Source organism: Ruegeria sp. A3M17 (assembly GCF_003318255.1).
Lineage (GTDB): Bacteria > Pseudomonadota > Alphaproteobacteria > Rhodobacterales > Rhodobacteraceae > Ruegeria.
The window spans coordinates 270486-293609 of sequence record NZ_QOCF01000007.1 but is presented as its reverse complement, the minus strand read 5'-3'; the positions used below and the strand labels follow the sequence as shown (position 1 = coordinate 293609).

The 23124-nt window shown below is 58.4% G+C and carries 19 protein-coding genes and 1 pseudogene; 15 read left to right on the top strand and 5 right to left on the bottom strand.

Translation table 11 applies throughout. The annotated features are described in order from the left end of the window. From DS906_RS22435 to DS906_RS04890, 3 genes and pseudogenes are all read left to right on the top strand, one after another. Positions 1-240: pseudogene (locus DS906_RS22435) on the top strand (hypothetical protein); the annotation flags it as partial. A 51-nt stretch (positions 241-291) separates the two neighbouring features. After that, positions 292-1740 (top strand): TrkH family potassium uptake protein, encoded by a 1449-nt coding sequence (locus DS906_RS04895; protein ID WP_113789084.1) that lies wholly within the window; start codon positions 292-294, stop codon positions 1738-1740. Continuing rightward, positions 1740-3314, top strand: a complete 1575-nt coding sequence (locus DS906_RS04890; protein ID WP_113789083.1) for a thiamine pyrophosphate-binding protein — start codon at positions 1740-1742, stop codon at positions 3312-3314. Before DS906_RS04895 ends, DS906_RS04890 begins: the two co-directional genes overlap by 1 nt. Before the next feature lie 54 nt (positions 3315-3368). On the opposite strand, the gene DS906_RS04885 is transcribed toward DS906_RS04890, so the two are convergent. Then, positions 3369-5102, bottom strand: a complete 1734-nt coding sequence (locus DS906_RS04885) for a serine protease (RefSeq protein ID WP_113789082.1) — start codon at positions 5100-5102, stop codon at positions 3369-3371. A 205-nt stretch (positions 5103-5307) separates the two neighbouring features. On the opposite strand from DS906_RS04885, the gene DS906_RS04880 reads away from it, so the two are divergent. Then, complete coding sequence (locus DS906_RS04880) at positions 5308-6237, top strand: glycine--tRNA ligase subunit alpha (RefSeq protein WP_113789081.1); 930 nt, start codon at positions 5308-5310, stop codon at positions 6235-6237. 8 nt (positions 6238-6245) lie between these two features. On the opposite strand, the gene DS906_RS04875 is transcribed toward DS906_RS04880, so the two are convergent. Then, on the bottom strand, positions 6246-6878 hold the full coding sequence (locus DS906_RS04875; RefSeq protein ID WP_113789080.1) for a MarC family protein: 633 nt from the start codon (positions 6876-6878) through the stop codon (positions 6246-6248). A gap of 91 nt (positions 6879-6969) precedes the next feature. On the opposite strand from DS906_RS04875, the gene DS906_RS04870 reads away from it, so the two are divergent. The 9 genes from DS906_RS04870 to glmM all read left to right on the top strand — a co-directional run bounded on the left by DS906_RS04870 (position 6970) and on the right by glmM (position 19213). After that, entirely contained in the window at positions 6970-7494 is a 525-nt protein-coding gene (locus tag DS906_RS04870; RefSeq protein ID WP_113789079.1) for a DUF6446 family protein, read from the top strand. A gap of 10 nt (positions 7495-7504) precedes the next feature. Next, the gene (gene gltS, locus DS906_RS04865) at positions 7505-8716 is read left to right on the top strand and encodes a sodium/glutamate symporter (protein ID WP_113789078.1); all 1212 of its coding nucleotides are present in this window, start codon (positions 7505-7507) and stop codon (positions 8714-8716) included. A 9-nt stretch (positions 8717-8725) separates the two neighbouring features. Continuing rightward, a complete protein-coding gene (gene glyS / locus DS906_RS04860; RefSeq protein WP_113789077.1) occupies positions 8726-10939 on the top strand; it encodes a glycine--tRNA ligase subunit beta in 2214 nt (737 codons plus the stop codon). Between the two features lie 43 nt (positions 10940-10982). Further along, on the top strand, positions 10983-13544 hold the full coding sequence (locus DS906_RS04855) for a putative PEP-binding protein (RefSeq protein ID WP_113789076.1): 2562 nt from the start codon (positions 10983-10985) through the stop codon (positions 13542-13544). Positions 13545-13730: 186 nt separating this feature from the next. After that, positions 13731-14372 (top strand): cell wall hydrolase, encoded by a 642-nt coding sequence (locus DS906_RS04850; RefSeq protein WP_199528476.1) that lies wholly within the window; start codon positions 13731-13733, stop codon positions 14370-14372. Positions 14373-14445: 73 nt separating this feature from the next. Then, positions 14446-15816, top strand: coding sequence for a multicopper oxidase family protein (locus DS906_RS04845; RefSeq protein ID WP_113789075.1), 1371 nt, complete (start codon positions 14446-14448; stop codon positions 15814-15816). 103 nt (positions 15817-15919) lie between these two features. Next, positions 15920-16840: a dihydroneopterin aldolase gene (locus DS906_RS04840; RefSeq protein WP_113789074.1), complete on the top strand. Its 921-nt coding sequence runs from the start codon at positions 15920-15922 to the stop codon at positions 16838-16840. Then, the gene (gene folP, locus DS906_RS04835; protein WP_113789073.1) at positions 16837-17835 is read left to right on the top strand and encodes a dihydropteroate synthase; all 999 of its coding nucleotides are present in this window, start codon (positions 16837-16839) and stop codon (positions 17833-17835) included. Before DS906_RS04840 ends, folP begins: the two co-directional genes overlap by 4 nt. Positions 17836-17869: 34 nt before the next feature. Then, positions 17870-19213 carry a phosphoglucosamine mutase gene (glmM, locus tag DS906_RS04830; RefSeq protein WP_113789072.1) on the top strand — a complete coding sequence of 448 codons (1344 nt, stop codon included), beginning with the start codon at positions 17870-17872 and terminating at the stop codon, positions 19211-19213. On the opposite strand, the gene DS906_RS04825 is transcribed toward glmM, so the two are convergent. Further along, positions 19210-20112: a DMT family transporter gene (locus DS906_RS04825; RefSeq protein ID WP_113789107.1), complete on the bottom strand. Its 903-nt coding sequence runs from the start codon at positions 20110-20112 to the stop codon at positions 19210-19212. The genes glmM and DS906_RS04825 overlap by 4 nt on opposite strands. Before the next feature lie 73 nt (positions 20113-20185). Beyond that, positions 20186-21208: a ketol-acid reductoisomerase gene (gene ilvC / locus DS906_RS04820; RefSeq protein WP_113789071.1), complete on the bottom strand. Its 1023-nt coding sequence runs from the start codon at positions 21206-21208 to the stop codon at positions 20186-20188. A 132-nt stretch (positions 21209-21340) separates the two neighbouring features. Here ilvC and DS906_RS04815 point away from each other — a divergent pair, with 132 nt between their 5' ends. Continuing rightward, positions 21341-21796, top strand: a complete 456-nt coding sequence (locus DS906_RS04815) for an Lrp/AsnC family transcriptional regulator (protein WP_113789070.1) — start codon at positions 21341-21343, stop codon at positions 21794-21796. After that, positions 21793-22251, top strand: a complete 459-nt coding sequence (locus DS906_RS04810; RefSeq protein WP_113789069.1) for an Lrp/AsnC family transcriptional regulator — start codon at positions 21793-21795, stop codon at positions 22249-22251. The genes DS906_RS04815 and DS906_RS04810 overlap by 4 nt, the downstream gene beginning before the upstream one ends. Before the next feature lie 6 nt (positions 22252-22257). Here DS906_RS04810 and DS906_RS04805 read toward each other — a convergent pair whose 3' ends face one another. Further along, positions 22258-22959 (bottom strand): GntR family transcriptional regulator, encoded by a 702-nt coding sequence (locus tag DS906_RS04805; protein ID WP_199528474.1) that lies wholly within the window; start codon positions 22957-22959, stop codon positions 22258-22260. Between the last annotated feature and the right edge of the window lie 165 nt (positions 22960-23124).

Sequence of the window (23124 nt, the reverse complement as noted above, 5' to 3'; positions counted from 1 at the left end):
GTTGCCAAGCCGAAACCTGTGGCAGCGAACACCACAGCGCCAAAGACCCCGGCCAAACCAACCGCACCCAAGCCAGCCGCAGCTCAACCTGCACCGGCCAAGCCGGTCGCGGCGCAGCCTGCGCCTGCAAAAGCCGATGCTGCAAAGCCCGAGGTGGCACAGACAGCTCCGGCGCGTCGCCCGCGTGCGCCGTCTAATCCGCCCGCGATGCCAACAACGGCACGCAAAACGGACGGGTAAAACCCGACACCGGCTTGACACAGTCGTGCAGGCGCGCCAACGCTGCGCCTCATGACGGATATGCGCCCGGTTGGATATGTGATTGGCCTATTGGTCGCCATTCTTGGGGCGACCATGCTGCTGCCTATGCTTGCGGACTTCATCGAAGGCCGGGGCGAATGGCACGTTTTTTTAGAAAGCGGCGTCATCACAATTCTGACCGGCGTCATTCTGGCGATGAGCTGCTCGAACGGGGTGGGCGAAGGTCTGACGATCCGTCAGACCTTTTTGCTGACCACAGGGGTCTGGGTCGCACTGCCGTTTTTTGGCGCCATCCCGTTTCTGTTCGGCGAGACCGAACTGCGCTTTGTCGATGCGTATTTCGAGGCGATGTCGGGCCTAACGACGACGGGCTCGACCGTGATTTCCGGCCTCGATAACCTGCCGCAGGGTTTGTTGCTGTGGCGTGGGCTGCTGCAATGGCTGGGCGGCATCGGCATTATCGTCGTGGCCATGGTGTTCCTGCCCGAACTTCGCGTCGGGGGTATGCAGATCTTCCGCTCGGAAGGATTTGAAACCATGGGGAAAATTCTGCCGCGTGCGCAAGAGATCGCGGGCCAGATTTCCCTGATCTATGTCTTTCTGACGATTGTTTGCGCGCTGGTCTATGCTGGTCTAGGGATGGACTTTTTTGATGCCGTGGTGCACGCGCTGACGACGATCTCAACGGGCGGGTTTTCAAATTATGACGCGTCCTTTGGCACGTTTTCCGGCCCTGCAGAATATGCGGCCGCTGTCTTCATGATCCTCGCTGCACTGCCTTTCGTGCGCTACGTCCAGTTCGCCAATGGCAATACGAGGTCCATTTTCCGCGACAGCCAGATACGGACCTTTCTGGCGACCATTCTGGTGCTGGTGGTCATTATGGCAGTCTTTCTGACATCGGTGTTCCCGCATCACTGGGAACAAGCTGTTCGAGAATCCCTGTTCAACATCACCTCGATCATTTCGGGTACCGGGTATGCCAGCGTCGATTACATGGGCTGGGGCAGTTTCCCGATCATGATGTTCTTCCTGATCGGTCTGATTGGCGGCTGCGCGGGTTCAACCGCCTGTTCCATCAAGATCTTCCGGTATCAATTGCTGTTTGCTTCGATCAAGACCCAGATCCGCCGCATCCGCTCACCTCATGGTGTTTTTAAGCCGCAATATGATGGCCGTTCGATTGGTCCGGACGTCCTGACCTCGGTAATGAGCTTCTTTATGTTTTTTGTGCTTTCGTTGGGCGTGCTGGCCTGGGCGCTGGCACTGACGGGATTGGATTTCATAACTGCCGTCTCCGGGGCAGCCACAGCGCTGGCCAATGTAGGGCCGGGACTGGGGGACCAGATCGGACCGGCTGGCAACTTTGCAGGGCTCAGCGACACCGCGAAATGGCTGCTGTCAATCGGTATGCTGGTGGGACGACTTGAGCTTTTGGCTGTTTACGCACTCTTCACTGTCCAGTTCTGGAGGAATTGATGAAAAGACCCCTTGGTGCGCAGATTTCGCATATGCTGCGGGATCGCGGAGTGGATGTGATCTTTGGTATTCCCGGCGTGCACAATCAGGAAATGTATCGCGGGATCGAAGAGGCCGGAATCACCCATGTGCTGGCCCGGCACGAGCAGGGAGCAGGGTTCATGGCCGACGGCTATGCCCGTGCGACCGGCAAGCCGGGTGTTGCATATGTCATCACCGGACCGGGGTTGTGCAACATCATGACACCGATGGGGCAAGCCTATACGGACTCGGTTCCAATGCTGGTGATGTCCTCGTGCCTTGATGAAACGCAAGGCGTGCACGGGCAGTTGCACCAGATGAAAGACCAGCGCGCTGCGGCTGAAACCGTGACTGACTGGTCGCATCAGGCCAATACGGCGCAGGCAGCCTACAATCTGGTCGAGCGGGCGTTTGAAGAGTTCGAACTAAACCGTCCGCGCCCAAAGCACATCCAAGTGCCGATTGCACAGCTTGAGGCCGATGCAGATCCCGCACCATTTCCCAACCAACCTGGTTTGCGTTCAAAAGTTCTGCCGCCGGACTTGGCTCCGGTAATGTCCATGCTGAACATAGCACGACGCCCGTTGTTTATTCTGGGTGGTGGCGCGCGGTCGAATCTGTGGCGGCAAATCCTGACGCAGTTGGGCGCAGCCTGTTTCACCACGTATGCCGGGCGCGGAATGGCGGGGTTGGGCTATGCCTTGGACTACGGAGCTATGTTGCCACGACCGGGCAGCGCCGATGTCATTGCCTCGGCTGATCTTGTGGTTGTCGTGGGCGCGGAATTGGGCGAAGTCGACCTGTGGCGAAACACACTGGGTCACTCGGGCAATCTGGTGCGTATAGATGTGGACCCGAAGGTTCTGTCTGATCACCATCGCGCAGCGATCAAGCTGCAGGCCGATGGGGAAAGCTTTGCCCATGCACTTTGGGCCGCCATTGATCATGTCAAACCTGCAACGGGCTGGGCGCAAGAAGAAGTTGCCGACGCGCGCCGCCGTTGGCGCGCCGAAGTGGATGCCGAGCGACCGGGCATCGTCCCGGTGATGGATGCCCTGCGCGAGGCGATGCCAGGCGACACCATGATCTATTCTGACATGACCCAGTTTGCATATGTCGCCAAAGAGGTTTGGGATATGGGCTATCCCTATCACTGGCACCATCCGACCGGGTTCGGCACGCTTGGTTATGGGCTGCCGGCCGGAATTGGCGGGGCCGTGGCGCGCCGAGGTAAGCCTACAGCGGTGATCGCCGGGGACTACGGTTTTCACTATACAATGCAAGAGCTTGGGGCAGCAGTCGAACTGGGCCTGTCTCTGCCGATTATTCTTTGGGACAACGGAAAGCTCAAAGAGATCGAAGACAGCATGGTCCGCGGTCAGATCGCCCCGAACGCGGTCGTGGCGCGCAACCCGGACTTCTGCAAACTGGCCGAGGCCTTCGGTGCGTTGTCGTCAGGGCCCTCCAGCTTGCCCGAAATGCAAGAGGCGGTTCGGTCAGCCTTTGCCGCACCAGTTCCAACACTGATCCGGGTCACACCGGATATCCTTTAGCCAACAAAAAAGCGCCGCCCGAAAGAGCGGCGCTTTTTAGTTTTGGTATAGCTCTTAATCCCAGCAATGAACCAACACAGTCATGCCGGTGGCCCGGCGGCTGAGTTCATTGGGTGAGATCTGCGCCGTGGGCTGGCTCGACTGACCGGAGACACCGGCCTTGGCCAGAACTTCGTTCAGGCTGTTTGCCGTTGCAGCAAGGCTGACGGACGCGGGCAGGGTGCGTCCTTCGGTCGGGGTCGGCAGCAGCATGCCAACAACCTGGCCATTGCCGTCAAATACCGGTCCGCCCGCATCGCCGGGTTGGGCTGCCAATGCCAGACGTTTCACGCCGTCTTCTCCGTTCAGGCCGCGCACATCGGCGATCTGGCCAAAGGTAAGCGTCGGTGCGCCCAAGGCGCCCTGATATGAGAATCCTGACACCGCGATCTCAGATTGGATACGCGGGGCATCGGCGCTGAACTCTGCCACGTTGACCGGAACCAGATTGCGGCTGGGGCGCAGAACCGCCACACCCAGATCGGGATCTGACAAGGCGACCTGAAGCTCTTGATCGCCATCCAGCGTAATGCGTGTGCAGCTGTCAGCGGCCTCAAAAATGGTCAGGACCGTGCCGCTGGTATCAACGAAGAAGCCCGAACGGGACAGGCGCGGTGTGCGTACTTGCAGCCCGGACACCAGATCGATCCGCTGCTCGGCATTGGCACCCGCTGCGGCGTCCAATACTGCGCCAGTTGCGGTAAAGCTGGCCGTCATTGCGGCCAGCACTCTGGCGCGCCGGGCATCGTCATCCTCTGGCCAAACCAGTGTAAAGCCCTTGATCTGGCCATCGTCCAGCCGTGCCTCGCTATAGGTCACGATCCCATTGCCGCGCCCTTCCAGCGTAAAGCTGTCGCCGCGCAATTGCCGTGGGCCATCGAGCGGAACGATTTCCAGCGATTGCAGCACCTCATAAAGGGCGCGCAGCGTGGCCTTGTCGCCCTTCTGACTGATCAACAGGGCCTTGGCGTCCAGATCGGTTGTGCCTTTGAAGTGAACAAACGGGGCCTCATACCGGTCGAATGCGACGACGCCCAGCGGCAGATCCACATCGATACCGGCCTGCGGGTCGGAATAACGCTCCATCCCAACGCTCAGAAGGGGGGCGTTAAAGTCGTCAATCAACGCCTTACGCTGCGCAGTCGTCAGAACGCCGGTAGCCTCAAAGCCATTGAACCGTTGCCAGTCGCCCATGGAGCGTCGCGTGCCTTGGCCAAATGCGCCATCGATCGTTGAATTGTAAAAACCTGCGGCCTGCAGAGCGGTTTGCAAATTCATGCGTTCCTGCGTGCTTAGAAGACGTTCGCTTTGCAGCGCTTGTGAGCGTGTCTCGTCCGAGGCCTGCGGTGTTACGCCAACAACCGGCTGTTCCGGCTGGGGCTCAACTGGTGGCGTCACGACGCCCCGGTCCAGAATGTTCTCGCCAACCGGCCAGAATTGTTGACCCAGTGCACTAGAAAACGCGATGTAGCTGTCCGCGGGGATTTGCCCCTCGGCGCGGTAAACGCTTAGAACTTGTTCCGCGTCGTTACGCAAATAAGGCCCGATAACAATGGCATACCAGCCAGAGTTCAAACGAAACCCGTTTACGTCTGGCAGGGTGCTGGCATAGGCCCGCGCACGTTCCTGCGCTTCGCGCAGCGAGGGCTGCGCTTCGACCTGCACCCAGACGCCTGCGTCCTGCTGTGCAAAAACAGCGCGCGCGCCGATGAGAAAAAGAAACAAAATTGCCGTGAATATGCGAGTCATTGTCTGCCCGTGTCCGCAGTGTTTTATCTTTGCCGGACCCTACGCGAAACAACGTACCGAAAGCCATGCCCGGAATACGGGGAATTTCCAGTGTGGCTGCGCAGTGACAGCATAGGCTTTGCCGCCCGTTGACGCCCAACGGCCCCTTGCATAGGAAGGACAAAACCCAACGGAACCGGGCGCAGTGGCGTCCAAAGGGAATGTCATGACCGAACAGTCCAGCGCACCACGTTCATTTCAAGAGATTATCCTGCGGCTTCAGGCCTATTGGGCCTCAAAAGGCTGCGCCATTCTGCAGCCCTATGACATGGAGGTTGGTGCAGGCACGTTCCACCCGGCGACCACCTTGCGCGCGTTGGGGTCGAAAACCTGGGCTGCAGCTTATGTGCAGCCTTCGCGCCGTCCGACGGACGGGCGCTATGGCGAGAACCCCAACCGGTTGCAGCATTACTATCAGTATCAGGTGCTGATCAAACCCAGCCCGCCGGATTTGCAGGACCTGTATCTGGGCTCGCTTGAGGCGATTGGCATCGACATGAACCTGCATGACATCCGGTTTGTCGAAGACGACTGGGAAAGCCCCACCCTTGGCGCATGGGGCTTGGGTTGGGAAGTTTGGTGCGACGGCATGGAAGTCAGCCAGTTCACTTACTTCCAGCAGGTCGGTGGCCATGATTGTGCGCCGGTCTCGGGCGAGCTGACCTATGGTCTGGAGCGTCTGGCGATGTATGTGCTTGGCATCGACCACGTAATGGACATGCCGTTCAACGATCCGCAGTCACCAAGCCCGCTTTCCTATGGCGACATCTTCAAACAGACCGAAGAAGAATACGCCCGCTGGAACTTTGACGTGGCCAACACCGAAGTGTTGTTGCGCCACTTCGAAGAAGCCGAGGCTGAGTGCGCCGCCATTCTGGCACAAGAGCATGACGACCCAAAAACCGGCAAGCGCATCATCATGGCGCACCCGGCCTATGATCAATGCATCAAGGCCAGTCACGTGTTCAACCTGCTGGACGCGCGGGGCGTGATCTCGGTAACCGAACGTCAGGCCTATATCGGCCGCGTGCGGGCCTTGGCGAAGCAATGCGCAGACGCATTCCTGCTGACCGAGGCCGCCGGGTTCCAGGCCTAATGCGCCGCTCAAGCCAGTCCGGGCAGCAGAACCTTAAGGCCAGCCGCGATCATGCTGATTGCGATGGCCGACAGGATCATGCCCATGAACCGGCTCATGATAACACGAGCATTGTCAGACAGACGTTTGGCAATGGCTGCGGCGTTCCAGAATGTCACGAACAGCAACAGCAAGACGGCCAGGAAAACGCCAGCGTAAACAATGGTATCTACCGGTTTATGGATGTGGCTCGCATACAGGATCAACGTGGTAATTGTGCCCGGCCCGACAAGGATCGGAAATGCCAGCGGATAAAAGGCAACCGTGTCCGGTTCAGGATAGGATTGCCTTTCACCCTCGGTTCCGTGATGCGACGTGCTGGGCTTTCCGTTCAGCATGTTCAGGCCAATCATCAGAACGACCAGACCACCCGCGACACGCAGGTCATCGACGCTGATGCCGAACAGGCTGAGCGTTTGACTTCCTACAGCCGCAAACGATGCGCCGAGGATCAGGCAGTAGAGCGCCGTCTTTGTAGCCACTTTGCGTTGCTCAGCCGGGGCAAGGCCGTCGGTGACGCTAAGGAACACTGGCAGGTTCGTGATTGGATTCATGATCGCAAAAAGCGCTCCGAAGAATCCTACGGCAAGGGTGCTGTCCATTTAAAACGTCTCTTTGCGGCCTGTAATCAATTGGAACTTGTCCTATTTTCACCGTTCGTGAAAGAGGCATCGTGAGCAAAAGGAAAAGACGATGACAGGAAAAGTGCTTGCGATCATAGTGCTGATCTCGGCGGCAGTAGCCGGTTTTGGGATGTATTACCTGCAGATCTACGGATTTTATTATGACGTGGAATCCAAGCCCGGGCAGGATGTCATGTTGATGACAGAAGGGGCCGAGGCGCCCACGCCTATATCCTACAGTGCGTTTCAGGCGATTGACGCGGACAGCTCACCCATCCGCTACCGCGCCTGTTTCGAAACGGATATGACGCTTGCGCAGATTGAGGAAACCCATGTCGCGGTCGAGAATGCCGAGCCGCTGACCGCGCCCGGATGGTTCGATTGCTTTGACGCCGTGGCGGTTGCGGATGCCCTGAAATCAGGCGAGGCCAAGGCCTTTCTGGGCGCAAAAAACATCCACTTTGGCGTTGACCGAATTGTTGCGGTTACAAAGGACGGCAAAGGCTATGTCTGGCACGCACTGAACAATTGCGGGGAAAAGGCCTATGACGGCACCGTGATCGGCGAGGAATGCCCGCCGCGTCCCGAGAGCTGAGGAGTCCGATTTGACCGATATCGTTCAGATCGACGATTTTCTGACCGTGACGCTTGGATTTGCCGTCTATCTGGCGGGGGCCGAGATCAACACCCGCGTCCCTACGCTGCGGCAGTTCAACATCCCCGAACCAGTGACCGGAGGGTTGCTCGCTTCGATCGTGGTGTTGCTGTTGTATCTGTTGTTTGATCTGGAATTGTCTTTCGGCCTGGACGCACGGGACTTTCTGCTGGTGGTATTTTTTGCAGGCATTGGTTTGAACGCACGGTTTTCCGATTTGATTTCCGGCGGCAAGCCTTTGTTCTTACTTTTGATCCTGACGTTAACCACAATTGTGGTTCAAAATGTTATTGGGGCAACTGGGGCATCGCTGTTTGGGTACCCGGTGCAATCCGGCGTTTTGTTTGGTTCGGCGGCATTGATCGGCGGGCACGGAACCGCAATTGCGTGGGCTCCCGAAGTGGCCGAAGTCACCGGCCTGACCGGCGCGACCGAGCTGGGCGTCGCAGTTGCCACGCTGGGGCTGGTCTTGGCCGCTCTGGTTGGTGGCCCGGTGGCCCGGTATCTGATCGAAGGGTATGGCTTGTCCCCCGCACGCCCGGACGAAGAACACACGGTTGGATTGCCGGATAGTGGCAACGAGAAAGCCACAAAGATCGATCACCTGACGATCATGCGGGTGCTGCTGTATCTGAACATCGCCATGCTGTTCGGCTATTTGCTATGGCAAGTGATCGACGATGCCGGTCTGAAGCTCCCTCTGTTCGTCCCGTGCCTTATCATGGGGATCATTGTTGCCAACTTGCGTGACTTTCTGGCCCCAAATGCAAAACCGGTGGCCCGTACACCCTCACTGGCGTTGATCTCGGAATTCTCGCTGGGCGCGTTTCTGGCGATGTCGCTGATGAGCCTTCAATTGTGGACTATCGCGGAATTGGGCCTGGCGATTGTAGTCATCATGTCCGCGCAAACCCTGTTCACCGTAGCTTTCGTAATCTGGGTTCTGTTTCCGGTCATGGGCAGCAATTATCGCGGCGCCGTTCTGGCCGCCGGTTTCGGGGGCTTTGCCCTGGGCGCCACCCCGACTGCAATTGCAAATATGACCGCCGTCACCAAGCGATATGGCCCATCGCCTATTGCTTTTATCGTATTGCCCCTTGTATCCGCATTCTTTGTGGATATCGCTAATGCCATCGTCATTCAGACGATCGTCAATTTCTAAGGATCGAATATGCCCGACCTGCTGATCGAATTGTTTTCCGAGGAAATCCCCGCGCGTATGCAGACCCGCGCAGGCGAAGACCTGAAAAAGCGGATCACCGATGGTTTGGTCGATGCCGGTCTGACCTATGCCTCTGCGGCGGCTTTGACGACGCCGCGCCGCCTGACACTGGCGGTTGAAGGGTTGTTGACGGAAAGCCCCATGATACGCGAGGAACGCAAGGGTCCGAAGGTTGGCGCGCCGGACAAAGCCATCGAAGGCTTCCTGCGCGGCGCAGGTCTGACCCGCGATCAGTTGGAAGAGCGCGAAACACCCAAAGGCGCGGTCTATTTTGCCACCATCGAAAAACCGGGCCGTCCTGCGGCCGAGATCGTGGCCGAAGTGCTTGAGGGGACGATCCGCAATTTCCCATGGCCCAAATCCATGCGCTGGGGCAGTGGCGGTCTGCGCTGGGTGCGTCCGTTGCATTCGATCCTGTGCATTCTGACCGATGAAACCGGCGCGCAGATTGTGCCGCTGGAGGTCGACGGCATCACGTCCGGCGACACCACCGAAGGTCACCGTTTCATGGCGCCGGGTCGCTTTGCGGTCTCGTCCTTCGAGGATTACGCCGCAAAACTGAAACGCGCGTTTGTGGTACTTTCGCCCGCAGAACGCGCAGAGCATATCTGGAACGATGCCCAGAACATGGCCTTTGCCGCAGGTCTGGAAGTGGTCGACGACAAGGGTCTGCTGGCCGAAGTCGCGGGTTTGGTCGAATGGCCGGTTGTCCTGATGGGGCAGATCGACGACGAATTTCTGGAACTGCCACCCGAGGTTCTGCAGACCTCGATGAAAGAGCATCAGAAATTCTTTTCCGTGAAGAACCCCAAGACGGGCCGGATTGAGCGGTTCATTACGGTTGCGAACCGCGAAACCACCGACAATGGCGCGACCATTCTGGCGGGGAACCAAAAGGTTCTGTCGGCGCGTTTGGCCGATGCCAAGTTCTTCTGGGAGAACGACCTGCGCGTTGCCAAATCGGACATCGCCCAATGGACCCGCGCACTGGAGAATGTGACCTTCCACAACAAGCTGGGAACTCAAGCCGAGCGGATCGACCGCATCGCCGCGCTGGCCCGCGAATTGGCCTCGGTGACCGGAGCAGATGCCGATCAGGCCGAGAAAGCCGCGCGTCTGGCCAAAGCCGATCTGAGTTCCGAGATGGTCTATGAATTCCCTGAACTTCAGGGGCTTATGGGCCGGTATTACATTGAGGCCGCCGGTGAAGACTCCGCCGTATCCGTCGTAGCGCAGGACCACTACTCGCCGCTTGGGCCCTCGGATGATGTACCGACGGCACCATTGTCGGTAGCTGTGGCTTTGGCCGACAAACTAGATACGCTGACCGGCTTCTGGGCGATTGATGAGAAACCGACCGGATCGAAAGACCCGTTTGCTCTGCGCCGGGCAGCGTTGGGGGTTATTCGATTGGTGTTGGAGAATGAGCTCTCCATTGAGCTCAAGCTGGCGCTGGCCAACCCAATCTTGAAGTTTGCTGCAGTACGAGAAGGTCAGCCGGTGGGCGGGGTTTTGGACAAGCTCAAAGAATTGGAAGGTCCAAAGGCTGGTGAAGCGCTTGCCGCTGCCAAGGAGAAAAACCTCGAATTGTTTCAAGAAAACGTGGGCGCATTGGCAGGCGAGGCTTTCGCCAAAGCAGCGGACCTGCTCTCTTTCTTTCACGACCGCCTCAAAACCTTCCTCCGTGACGAGGGCATTCGCCACGACATCATCGATGCCTGTATCGCAATGGAAGGCAATGACGATCTCAACCTGCTGGTCAAACGTGCCCGTGCTCTGAACGCGGTGATCGCGACCGAGGATGGTGAGAACCTCGTGCAGGGGTTCAAGCGCGCCAATAACATCCTGACGCAGGCCGAGGAAAAGGACGGGGTCGAATACTCCTATGGCGCAGATATCAAGTTTGCGGAGACCGACAGCGAAAAGGCTCTGTTCGGCGCGTTGGAAGCTGCAAAGGCCAAGATCGACCCGGCGCTGAAAGCTGAGGATTTCCCAAGTGCGATGTCGGCCATGGCCGACCTGCGCGGCCCGGTGGATGCGTTTTTTGAGGATGTTCAGGTCAATACCGACAACGACATCCTGCGCCGTAACCGCCTGAACCTGCTAAGCCAGATCCGTCAGGTCTGCTCCAGTGTTGCTGATCTGAGCCGCATCGAAGGCTGATCCAGAACGCCCTTGCGCCATTGGTGCAGGGGCTTATGCTGCGGTGAAATCAAAAGGTGCCGCAGTGCAGAATAATCCGCATACCACACTCATCACGTCCGAAGCGCCCGTTGCCGCCAACACGCATGGCGGGCGGGCGAAGTGTCTGCAACGTCTGGTTCGCCTGGAACTGCCGGTTCCACGAACGGTCGCGTTGTCGTTTGATGCGGTGCATCAGATATCGGACGGGCAGGTGCCGGATTTGGCCGCTGTTCTTGAGCAGTTTGATCATACCGCGCTGCTGTGTGTCCGGCCCAGTTCCGAAGATCCCGATTGGGGCGGCCCGGGTGCCATCCTGAACATAGGTATGAATGACGCGCGCTATGTCGATCTGTCGGATTCGATGGGGGTTGAGGCCGCGGCTGCGTTGTATCTGCGCTTTGTCCAAAGCTATGCCGTTCATGTTGCGCGGCTGGACCCGGATGTGTTTGACGAGATTGACGCCGATGGCCGTGAGGGGCTGCAGGAATCTCTGCGGGCTTATGAAGACGAGACGGACGAAGCCTTTCCACAGGATCGCGGAGAGCAGCTGATTGCCGTGCTGCGTTCGATGGCACGCGCATGGGAGGGCACCTCGGCCCGATTGTTACGTCAGGCCAAGGGTGCGCCAGCAGATGCTGGGCTCGGTCTGGTGATCCAAGAGATGATCCCCGGTGTAGGGCAGGGAGAATGCGGATCGGGTGTTCTGCAACTGATTGATCCGACCACTGGATTGCCTCAGATAACCGGCCGGTATCTGAGCCAAAGTCAGGGACGGGATGCGCTGGGGGAAGGCGTTGCGGCGCTGTACCTGGAAAAGGACCCGCGCGGAAAGTCTCTGGAGGAGGTGGCGCCCAAGGCTTTTGCGGACCTCAAAACGCATGCGGCGCTGATGCGGGTCAAGCTGCGCGAGGAAATGCAGGTCGAGTTCGTGATCGAAAACGGCCACGTTCACATTTTAGACGGCGTGCGGGTTCAACGCAGCGCACGCGCGGCGATGCGCATCGCCGTACGGCTTGCGGAAGACGGGATCATCCCGCCGCAAGAGGCTGTAATGCGGGTTGATCCGCATTCCCTGAACGAGCTGTTGCACCGGCAGGTTCACCCTGATGCGGAACGGGACACCCTGACCACCGGAATTGCCGCCAGTCCGGGTGCTGCGACCGGTAAGATCGTGTTCACCTCGGCCGAGGCACAAGCCAGCGCTGCGCGGGGGGAGCCGTGCATTCTGGTGCGTCGCGAGACCTCTCCGGAAGATGTGCGCGGTATGCACGCCGCCGTGGCGGTCCTGACGGAAAAGGGCGGCATGACCAGCCACGCGGCCGTTATTGGCCGGGGTTTGGGTCTGCCGTGTATCGTCGGCGCGTCCGAGATGCGGTTTCAGACAAAGAAAAAACAGCTGATGGCTCCCGACGGGCGGGTATTCAAAACAGGCGACACATTGACCATCGACGGCAGCTCGGGGCAGGTGTTGGCTGGGAAGCCGACGATGCTCGAGGCCGCGCTGGATGATTGTTTTCAGACCCTGATGGGCTGGGCTGACGCAGAGCGGGACATTGCAATTCGCGCCAATGCGGACACTCCCGCAGACGCACAAACAGCGCGGAACTTCATGGCGCAAGGGATCGGGTTGTGCCGGACCGAGCATATGTTCTTTGACCCTGGCCGCCTGATCGTAATGCGCGAGATGATCTTTGCGCAGACCTCATCCGGTCGCGAAGCGGTGTTGGAACGCTTGTTGCCGATGCAACGCGATGACTTCGCGCAGCTTTTCCGGATCATGGAGGGGCAGCCTGTCTGTATCCGCCTGTTCGATCCACCGTTGCATGAATTTCTGCCAACAACGCGCACCGGCCAACGCGAACTTGCCGAAGCGCTGGACCTGCCGGTCTCAGATGTCGAACGCAGGGTCGACGCCATGACCGAATACAACCCGATGCTCGGCTTGCGCGGTGTGCGTCTGGGCGTGACGGTTCCCGAAATATACGACATGCAGGCGCGTGCGATTTTCGAGGCGACGCTTGAAGCCAGCAAAGATGGTGCGCCGGTGGTGCCCGAGGTGATGATCCCGCTGGTATCTGCCAAGCGTGAGGTCGAGCTGGTCAAGGCGCGCATCGATTCCGTGGCAGCGGCCGTCGCCGCTGAACGCGGGCAGGAATTTGAGTATCGGCTAGGCGTGATGGTGGAAACCCCTCGGGCCTGTTTGCGGGCAGCCGAGATCGCGCCACAAACCGCGTTTTTAAGTTTCGGAACAAACGACCTGACGCAGATGACCTATGGCCTGTCCCGCGATGATGCCGGCCGGTTCATGTCGGCCTATGTCCGGCAGGGTGTCTTTGTCGAAGATCCGTTTCATGTGTTGGATGCGGACGGAGTTGGCGAATTGCTTAAACTGGGGGCTGAACGCGGCAGGCAAGCACAACCAGAAGTGACATTGTCAGTCTGCGGCGAACATGGCGGTAACCCCGAATCAATCGCCATTTGCCGGGAATTGGGCTTTGACTATGTGTCCTGTTCGCCCTTCCGGGTGCCCGTCGCTCGGCTGGCTGCCGCTCAACTGGCGATTTCGTCCAGACTTGGGGGTTGACAGAAGGGCGGCACTCTAGAATTAGTAGGTAACAGAAAGCGCCGTCGTCAAATATTGTTGACGAAACGGCGATTTTCCACTTGCTTTTCCGTCAGAACTGGACGTCGCCGTTTGAATTCGGTAAGAGCCTCATCGCGCCCGCCGGGGGAGGGTCTGGCGCTGAATGTGCCTGTGCGAGGTTATCTGATGCTACGATACATATTGGCTGTTGCCACATTGGCAGCAACCGTGCTGCCGAGTGTTTCCGTCGCCGAGAGGGAAGCCACCGAATCTGCCAAACGCGAACTTGTAACCCGGAGCGAATTGCCCGGGCAAAAGTTCCGTGATTACCTGGGTCTGTTCAAGCCACGCAAAGAGCCGGTGCTGCAACAGGTGTCCTATTCCAAGGATTGGCTGGATCAGTTGCCGAATGCCGCTGGGGACGAGAACTTCAAATGTCTGGCTGAGGCGCTGTACTTTGAAGCGCGCGGTGAAAGCGTTCGCGGTCAGTTTGCCGTGGCCGAAGTAATCCTGAATCGGGTGAAAAGCAGCCGCTTTCCGAATTCGCTGTGCGGAGTGATCAAGCAGGGAACGGGCAAGAAATATCAATGCCAGTTCACCTACACCTGCGATGGGCACAAGGAAGTGATCAGCGAGAAAAGAGCCTATGAGCGCGTGTCCAAGGTTGCCCGCGCGGCAATCGACGGCGTTGGCGTCGGTCTGACCGAAGGGGCGACCCATTACCACACCAAGGCGGTGCGCCCGTCATGGTCGCGCGTCTACAAAGAAACGGCCCGGATCGGCGTTCACATTTTCTACCGCCACAACTATCGGACCGCGAGCAACTGATTGACGCACCCGCGCTGGAACCTTGATGGCGCGGGGCGTTTTCTGCCTTATGTAGCGGGCCAGGAGGTCCGCCATGATGTTTTCCCGCAGACGGTTTCTGCAAATTTCGACCGCGCTTGCCCTGCTGCCAAAGGGGGCTCATGCGGTCAGCTCTGATCTGATCGCGCAAGAAGCGGTGCAACAGATTGCACCTGACGGATATCCAGTTACGCCGGTTTGGACCTATGGCGGTCGCGTTCCCGGTGTCGACATCCGATTGCCTCAGGGCGGGCGCGTTAGTCGCAAGCTGATAAACGACCTGTCTCAACCGACGGCAGTGCATTGGCACGGGATTCGGATCGACAACGCAATGGATGGCGTGCCCGGGTTGACGCAGGGCGCGGTCGAGACGGGCCAATCCTTCGACTATGACTTTGTTGCACCCGATGCAGGAACCTATTGGTATCATTCGCATAACCGGTCTACCGAACAGGTCGCCCGAGGCCTCTATGGGCCCCTGATCGTTGAAGAATCTAGCCCGCCGGATGTTGATCAGGATCTGACGCTGATGCTGGACGACTGGCGGCTGGACCCTGAAACTGCGCATATCGTGGACGATTTTGACAATGGGCACGACCTTAGCCATGCAGGGCGGCTAGGTAATCTGGTGTCCGTCAATGGCGGTTTCGATCCGGCTTACACTGTTGGATCGGGGGAACGATTGCGATTGCGTCTGATCAATGCATCGAATGCTCGGATATTTGATTTGGCGTTGGACGGGCTGGCGGGTTGGATCGTGGCACTGGATGGCATGCCGCTGGCAGTTCCATTGCCTATAGAGGACAGCTTCCCACTTGCGCCCGCACAACGGGCGGATCTTGTCGTGGATGTGACGTCCGCGTCCGGGGATGTCGCGGGTCTCGCCAGTATCGAGCGGGATGGCGGCTATGGTCTTGTGCGCTTTCCAGTGTTCGAAACGTCCACATCGCAAAGGCAGGGCATTAAGCCATTGCCTGCGAACAATATGCCTGAATTTCAGTATGATCAGGCACCGCTGCATCGCATGTCTCTGCAGGGCGGTGCAATGCGATGGCTGGAAGGGGCCAAGCTTGGTGATCAGGACCTGACAGGCCGTGAGCTGGCTCAACTGGGCCGATTCTGGGCGTTGAACGGATACGCGGAAAGACCCAAGGATCCGTTTCTGGATGCGCGTTTGGGTCAAGTGCACCGGATCGAGTTTGTGAACGAAACTGTCTTTGCACATGCTATGCATCTGCACGGCCACCACTTCCGGCTCATCCTGCCGGATGGCAATTTGGGGCCGTGGCGCGATACTGTGCTGGTGGACCGGGGCCAGATCCGTCAAATCGCGCTGGTCACAGATAATCCAGGCGATTGGCTGCTGCATTGCCATATGCTGGGGCATGCGGCCTCGGGCATGATGAGCTGGTTTCGCGTCACCTGACGCCGCATTCGATGGCTGGAAAGACGCATGTTGCGGTGTTATACGCCCGCGCATCGTTTATTTTGGGCAAATACGTCCACAAAGCCCGAAAAGGTCCGCCTGTATGAGCTCTGAAATCCGTCTTGCCTTTGCGCACCCGTCCGAGCGGTCCGAAGCGACCGCTGCCCGGGGGCCGTTGGATCGTATTTCTCTGCGCGACCATATCGTCGAGGTTGAAATCGGCGCGTTTCAGGCCGAGCGTGGAACGACCCAGCGTATCTGTTTCAATATCGTGGTCGAGGTTCGCCCGCTGACCGATCCCATCGACGATGACGTGGATCGCATCCTGTCCTATGACCGGGTGACTGAGGCGATCGCGTATGAGCTTGCGGCGGAACGTCTTAACCTGCTTGAGACTTTGGCAGACCGGGTGGCTGAACGAATTTTACTTGAACCGCAGGCCGTAAGGGCTTTTGTCAGAATAGAAAAGTTGGATCGTGGTCCTGGCGCTTTGGGTGTCGAGATCGTGCGCGGAAAAGACAAGGCTCACCACGACGTCGTAGAGGAAGAGCGCCCGCATCCCCGACTGGCTTTCCTGTCGAACGAGGCCATTGCCTCGTCCAATCTGACCGGGTGGATCGATCAGTTGGAAAACCGCGAACGGCCCCTAATCCTGTGCGTCGGTGCGGCGGATATGCCGGTTTCACAGACTGGCCACGCAATGACCCAACGCCGAATTGATCTGTTGGCGATTGAACAGAACGCCTGGGTTTTGGCTGCCCGTGATCACCGCTGCGTTGTTGTTTCAACCCGGACCGAGCTGGATTGGGCCATGAAGAACGGCCAGATTTGCGTCTGGGCACCCTCAAAAATCGTACTGGATGCTGTTGATGGCCAATCGGCGGCACCTTCGGATGCGGTCGCGTTGGCGGCATGGTTTGCCGCTACTTTTGAGGCGAGCGAGATGATGGTGATCGGCGGCGCGCTGCCCGACGCCCCTGAAACCCCATTGCGTGCGATCTCGGTGGATCAGGCGCAACTGTGACCGCGTATTTTCGACCTCTGGTTCAACATGGTCCGAACCGTCCTTCGGGGGCCGTCCCAATTGCCGGCCAACCGCTGTGGTTTACCCATGTCGAACGGTTAGGCCGTGAAGAGCCCCCAAGGGTCATTGCCGTGCAGGATGTGCCAGACGATGCACTGGACCGTCTGACGCGTCCGCGTGCCGATGTCGCCGGCCTTGCCATGGGTCGCCCGCACATTATGGGCATTCTGAATGCAACTCCGGACAGTTTTTCGGATGGCGGAGTGCACAATTCGGTCAGCGCGGCCCAATCTGCGGCTGAACAGATGGTGTCACAAGACGCAACCATTCTGGATATCGGCGGCGAATCGACCCGACCCGGAGCAACTTTCGTGCCCGAAGATGAAGAGATCGCCCGGACCCGCCCCCTGATCGAAGCCATCAAATCCCGCACTGAAGCGTTGATATCCATCGATACGCGCAAAACCGCCGTCGCCAAAGCAGCGTGGGAGGCCGGAGCAGGGCTGATCAACGACGTAACCGGCTTTACCTTTGATCCGCAGCTGGCACCGTTTTGTGCAAAAGTTGGCGCTCCGGTTTGTGTGATGCACATGCAGGGCGATCCGGGCACGATGCAGGACAATCCGACCTATGACGACGTTCTGCTGGATGTCTACGATTTCCTTGAAGGGCAGGTGGATCGTCTCGAAAACCTCGGGTTGGATCGGGATCAGATCATCGTTGATCCGGGCATAGGGTTTGGCAAGACCGAGGCACACAACCTGACCTTGTTGAAGGGGATCAGTCTGTTTCACGGTTTGGGTTGCCCGATCCTGTTGGGCGTGTCCCGAAAAGGTATTATTGGGCAGATTGGCAAAGAGCCGCGCAAGGACGCCCGCGCGCCGGGATCAATCGCCGTCGGGTTGGCTGGATTGTCACAAGGCGTTCAGATTCTGCGCGTGCACGATGTTGCAGAAACCGCTCAGGCCTTGCGCCTTTGGGCCGCCGTCCGGTAAGCCGGAGGCAGGCAAGAAATGACGGAGTGACATTATGCGCAAGCTGTTCGGAACCGATGGGGTGCGGGGTACCGCCAATACCCATCCAATCACGGCTGAAATGGCATTGCGCATCGGGGCCGCCGCTGGCCGTTACTTCCGCCGCGATCAATCCGACGTCCACCGCGTTGTGATCGGTAAGGATACGCGCCTGTCCGGTTATATGGTGGAAAACGCCCTGACGGCCGGATTGACCTCGACCGGGATGAACGTGTTGCTGCTTGGGCCGGTTCCGACGCCCGCTGTCGGCTTGATGACACGGTCGATGCGCGCCGATCTGGGAGTCATGATTTCGGCCAGCCATAACCCGGCCGAAGACAATGGTATCAAGTTCTTTGGCCCTGACGGATACAAGCTGTCTGATCAGGCGGAACTCGAGATTGAAAGGCTGATCGAAGAAGGTGTCAAACCTGCGCAGGCCCAGAATATCGGCCGTGCCAGACGGGTGGATGATGCTCGGTTCCGATATGGCGAGCGCGTCAAATCCTCGCTGTCGCGTGACCTGCGGCTGGACGGGCTAAAAGTTGTAGTCGATTGCGCCAATGGGGCCGCGCACCGCACGGCGCCCGAGGTTTTGTGGGAACTGGGTGCCGAAGTGATCCCGGTCGGCATCACGCCGAATGGTAAGAATATCAACCTCAACTGTGGCTCGACCAAACCGCAGATGGCTGCTGAAACCGTCGTGGCCCATGGTGCAGATGTCGGGATTTGTCTGGACGGTGACGCCGATCGCGTCGTTATGATCGACGAGAATGGCCAAGTCGCGGATGGCGATCAGTTGATGGCGCTTTTGGCGACCAGTTGGGCCGAGGCAGACCGCCTGAAAGGCGGCGCGCTGGTTGCAACGGTGATGTCGAACCTTGGCCTGGAACGTCATCTTGAAAGCCATGGTCTGCGTCTGGAGCGTACTGGCGTCGGAGACCGCTATGTCGTTGAACGCATGCGCGAAGGCGGGTTCAACTTGGGCGGCGAACAATCAGGCCACATCGTCATGAGCGATTACGCGACCACAGGTGACGGCCTGATGGCGGGCCTCCAATTCCTGGCAGAGATGGTTCATACGGGTCGCAAAGCATCGGAATTGTCGGTGCAGTTCGAAACCGTACCGCAAATGCTGAAGAACGTGCGCTATGGCGAAGGACAAGCCCCGCTTGAGGCTGCCAATGTCCAGGCCGCCATATCTGACGCTGAGGCGCGGCTGAACGGGCAAGGGCGGTTGCTGATCCGCAAATCGGGTACCGAACCTCTGATCCGCGTCATGGCGGAATGTGAAGATGACGCGCTGTTGACCCAGGTTGTCGACGGCATCGTTGCCGAGGTCGAGGCCGTCACAGGCTAGCGCCCGGTCAGCATCTTTCGCAGGCTGAACCACTGACTGATGGCCAGCCCGGTCAGGATCATAGCCAGTGCCACGAAAAAGCGCAGCGGCAACGCCTCGGACAAAATCCATGCGCCGAACACCATCGACCAGATTGGCACTTGGTAGTTCACGAGTGTCATGAACACGGATCCCGCACTGCGAATGACGGAAACACGCAGCAATGTGGCGAATGCCGTAGGGACCAATCCCAAAACGATGATGGCAATGCTTGGGCGGTTACCTTCCCATGTCGGGACGCCTTCAGTCACGAACATGATCGGCAGCAGGATTACTGCGCCGACCAGCAGGGTCAGGGCGGCCAGAACCACCGGATCAATGGGCGGGCACTGCCGGGTGAAGATCGACGCAAAGGAATAGCACAAAGCGGCTCCGATGCAGGCCAGCTGCGCCAGAGGTTCTGACCCCTGGCCGAGTTGCGTCAAACCGGGACCGATCAGCACCAAAGCGCCACAAAACCCGAGGGTCACGCCCACCAATCGCCTGAGGTTCAAGGGCTCGTCCGAAAAGAAATGCGCCAGCGGCAGCACCATCAGCGGAATCGCGGCCATGGACAGACCGGCGAAGGCCGAGGGTACGTATTGCTGTCCCCAGCTCAGCAGAACAAAGGGTAGGGCGGACGACAGGATACCGATCACAATGATCGAGGTCCAAAGGGCGGCGGATCCGGACGGTAGCTTGCGGTTTGTTATCGCCATCAACCCCAGCAACATCACGGCACCCAGCGTGGTTCGCGCGGTGGCGACTGTGATAGGCCCATACCCTTCCAACGCCATGGCAACGATCATGAACGTCCCGCCCCAGATCAGGCCGAGAGCAATAACACCGCTCCAATCGCGGGATGTGGGGTGCTGGACCATCTTCGGCTCGCCTTGGGGCTTGGAAAAAAAAGGGCGGCCCATCAGGCCGCCCTTTTGCATTCACTTGGTAGGATCAGTTCTTTTCCTGATCGACCAGCTTGCCGGCAGAGATCCAAGGCATCATGTCGCGCAGTTTCTTACCGACCTGTTCGATCTGATGCTCATCATTGTGGCGGCGGGACGCTTTGATGGTCGGCTGACCGACAGCGTTTTCCAGCATGAAATCACGCACGAATTTGCCGGTTTGGATGTCCGACAGCGTCTCTTTCATCGCCTTCTTGGTCTGCTCATAGGGCAGGATCCGTGGGCCGGTGACGTACTGGCCGTATTCGGCAGTGTTCGAGATCGAGTAATCCATGTTCGCGATGCCGCCTTCATAGATCAGGTCAACGATCAGCTTGGTCTCGTGCAGACACTCGAAATAGGCCATTTCGGGTGCATAACCTGCCTCAACCAGAGTTTCGAAACCACAACGGATCAGTTCGACGATACCGCCGCACAGAACAGCTTGCTCACCGAACAGGTCGGTTTCGCACTCTTCGCGGAAGTTAGTCTCGATGATGCCCGAGCGACCGCCACCGATAGCCGAGCAATAGGACAGACCGATTTCCAGCGCCTTACCGGTCGCGTCGTTGTTTACAGCGACCAGGCAGGGCACGCCGCCGCCTTTGACGTATTCACCGCGCACTGTGTGGCCGGGGCCTTTGGGGGCCATCATGATGACGTCGATGCCTTCTTTCGGCTCGATCAATCCGAAGTGGACGTTCAGGCCGTGGGCAAACGCAATGGCCGAGCCGGGCTTGATGTTGTCATGCACGTATTTCTTATAGGTCTCGGCCTGCAGTTCGTCGGGCATGGTGAACATGATGACGTCGCACCAGGCTGCCGCTTCGGCGATACCCATGACTTCCAGACCTTCGGCTTCGGCTTTCTTGGCGGATGCCGAGCCTTCGCGCAGAGCGACGACAAGGTTCTTCGCACCTGAGTCGCGCAGGTTCAGTGCGTGGGCGTGGCCCTGCGAGCCGTAGCCCAAGATTGCCACTTTCTTGTCTTTGATCAGGTTGATGTCGCAATCGCGATCGTAATAGACGCGCATGTCGCTGGTCCTTTCTGGTTAGATTGCCGAGGGTTTTACCTGCCAGATGTCGTATTGGCGATAGGGTTGCACTTGAGTATTTGTGAAAAAGATGAAGAATAATTCGTGTAATACAGAAAATATGAAGAAATCATGCTTGATGACTTAGACCGTCGAATCCTGCGCCACTTTCAGTCCGATCCCAGCCTGACTGCCGCGGAACTGGCCGAACGTTGCCGTATCAGCCAGGGTGTCTGTTGGCGCCGGATCGAAAAGATGCAGGCCGCCGGGATAATTCAGGGGCAAGAGGCCGTGATCGACTGGGCGGCGCTTGGGTACGCGGTCGAGGTTTCGCTGCGGGTCACGCTGGACAAGACGCAATCGCGCGCGTTTGACGAATTTACTGCCGCCGCCCGGCAGGTGCCCGAGGTGATCGAATTGCAGACATTTCTGGGCAGGGTGGATGTGCGCCTGTCGGTGATTGCCAGGGACATGTCACACTACCAGCAACTCTACCGCGACCGCATTCTGACCCTGCCGCATATCGCGGATATTGAAGCCCTGATGCATATCGCGAGGGTGAAAAGCGAGGAGGTCTTGCCGGTATGACCGAATTGGATGAGCTGGACCGAAAGATACTGTGTGCGCTGGCGCAGGACGCATCGCAAAGTGCGGGGGCGTTGGGGCGTAAGCTTGGCCTGTCACAACCGGCGACATGGCGGCGCATCCGCCGACTGGAAACCTCGGGCGTTATCAAGGGTCGCCGATTGCGTCTGAATGCCGAGGCGTTGGGATTTGGTGTGACCGTTTTCCTTGGCGTAAAACTTGCGCGCAAGGGCCAGGTCAGTCTGGAGGATTTTGAGCGTGCCGTTAGTGCAATTCCCGAAGTTCAGACGGTTGAGCATGTGCTGGGTCTGTACGATTATCGCCTGCGGGTGGTTGCCCGCGACCTGTCGGATTTTGAGCGGGTCCTGCGCCGTCGGATCATGACCTTGCCCGGCGCAGGAGATGTCGAAGCCAACGTCCTGCTGAGTGAGGAACGCTTGCCGGGACCGATCGGATAAGCCCGTTCAGTACCGTGTGCGGATACAATATCCGGGATGGTGCGTCATCCGGGCAAATGCCATCGGATTTCCGTTCTTCCAGGTCGTGCGCTCTAGCTGGATCATCGAAGTTCCAGGGGTGGTTCCCATGAATTCCGCCAATCGTCCGTCCGCGGAGATTGCGCAAAAGGAGACCTCAGCCTCGGTAAACGGAGAGGCGTTCAGTAGCCATTCATGTGGGCCGTGGTTGGTCAGATCGGCATGTTCGATTTCGGGCACCGCATCTATGTTGATCCAACGTTCTTCCAACTGGAAGGGACGGTTGTCGGCATAATGCATGCAGATGACTTGCAGGACGCGAATGTCCGCCGATACACCGATCTGCGAGGCCAGCCAACCGGGGCCTGCGACGACGTTGCGTTCAACCAGCGAGTATCGATAGGTTGAATTTTGGCTTTCAACCGTTTGACGAACCAAAGAAAATTCCAGCTTTGCATGCTTGCTGGGTTCCTTTTTGACCCGGGTCCCGCTTTTGCGTTTGCGCTCGACAAAGCCTTGATCGGAAAGCTCGCGCAAGGCGCGGTTCACTGTCGCGCGTGCGCAATTGAATTCCTCGGCAAGTTGCGTTTCGGTTGGCAGAAGCGATCCCTGCGGCCAAATGCGGCTTTCAATCCGCCGTTTTACTTCGTCCCGTACAACTTGAAAACTGATCCGCTTATGCGCATTCACCTGTCGAAATACCTTTCTTCTACAAAGTGAGTGCATCTGGTCAGAAACACGTCAGAGTGTAAAGGGCGGCTGACACTAATTGGCGTCATTTCTTGCCAGATTCGACCAACAAAATATCATTTGAGTGTTTTGTTTTTAGTTCCCTTAGGTCAGATATTCGGGTTC

Coding starts and splice junctions, on each gene's coding strand:
- DS906_RS04870 (WP_113789079.1), top strand. CDS start 6,970: ATGACAGGAAAAGTGCTTGCGATCATAGTGCTGATCTCGGCGGCAGTA.
- ilvC (WP_113789071.1), bottom strand. CDS start 21,208: ATGCGCGTCTATTACGATCGCGATTGCGACATCAACCTGATCAAAGAC.
- glyS (WP_113789077.1), top strand. CDS start 8,726: ATGCCCGACCTGCTGATCGAATTGTTTTCCGAGGAAATCCCCGCGCGT.
- DS906_RS04840 (WP_113789074.1), top strand. CDS start 15,920: ATGAGCTCTGAAATCCGTCTTGCCTTTGCGCACCCGTCCGAGCGGTCC.
- DS906_RS04890 (WP_113789083.1), top strand. CDS start 1,740: ATGAAAAGACCCCTTGGTGCGCAGATTTCGCATATGCTGCGGGATCGC.
- DS906_RS04850 (WP_199528476.1), top strand. CDS start 13,731: ATGCTACGATACATATTGGCTGTTGCCACATTGGCAGCAACCGTGCTG.
- DS906_RS04845 (WP_113789075.1), top strand. CDS start 14,446: ATGATGTTTTCCCGCAGACGGTTTCTGCAAATTTCGACCGCGCTTGCC.
- DS906_RS04895 (WP_113789084.1), top strand. CDS start 292: ATGACGGATATGCGCCCGGTTGGATATGTGATTGGCCTATTGGTCGCC.
- glmM (WP_113789072.1), top strand. CDS start 17,870: ATGCGCAAGCTGTTCGGAACCGATGGGGTGCGGGGTACCGCCAATACC.
- DS906_RS04810 (WP_113789069.1), top strand. CDS start 21,793: ATGACCGAATTGGATGAGCTGGACCGAAAGATACTGTGTGCGCTGGCG.
- DS906_RS04875 (WP_113789080.1), bottom strand. CDS start 6,878: ATGGACAGCACCCTTGCCGTAGGATTCTTCGGAGCGCTTTTTGCGATC.
- DS906_RS04825 (WP_113789107.1), bottom strand. CDS start 20,112: ATGGTCCAGCACCCCACATCCCGCGATTGGAGCGGTGTTATTGCTCTC.
- DS906_RS04885 (WP_113789082.1), bottom strand. CDS start 5,102: ATGACTCGCATATTCACGGCAATTTTGTTTCTTTTTCTCATCGGCGCG.
- DS906_RS04815 (WP_113789070.1), top strand. CDS start 21,341: ATGCTTGATGACTTAGACCGTCGAATCCTGCGCCACTTTCAGTCCGAT.
- DS906_RS04880 (WP_113789081.1), top strand. CDS start 5,308: ATGACCGAACAGTCCAGCGCACCACGTTCATTTCAAGAGATTATCCTG.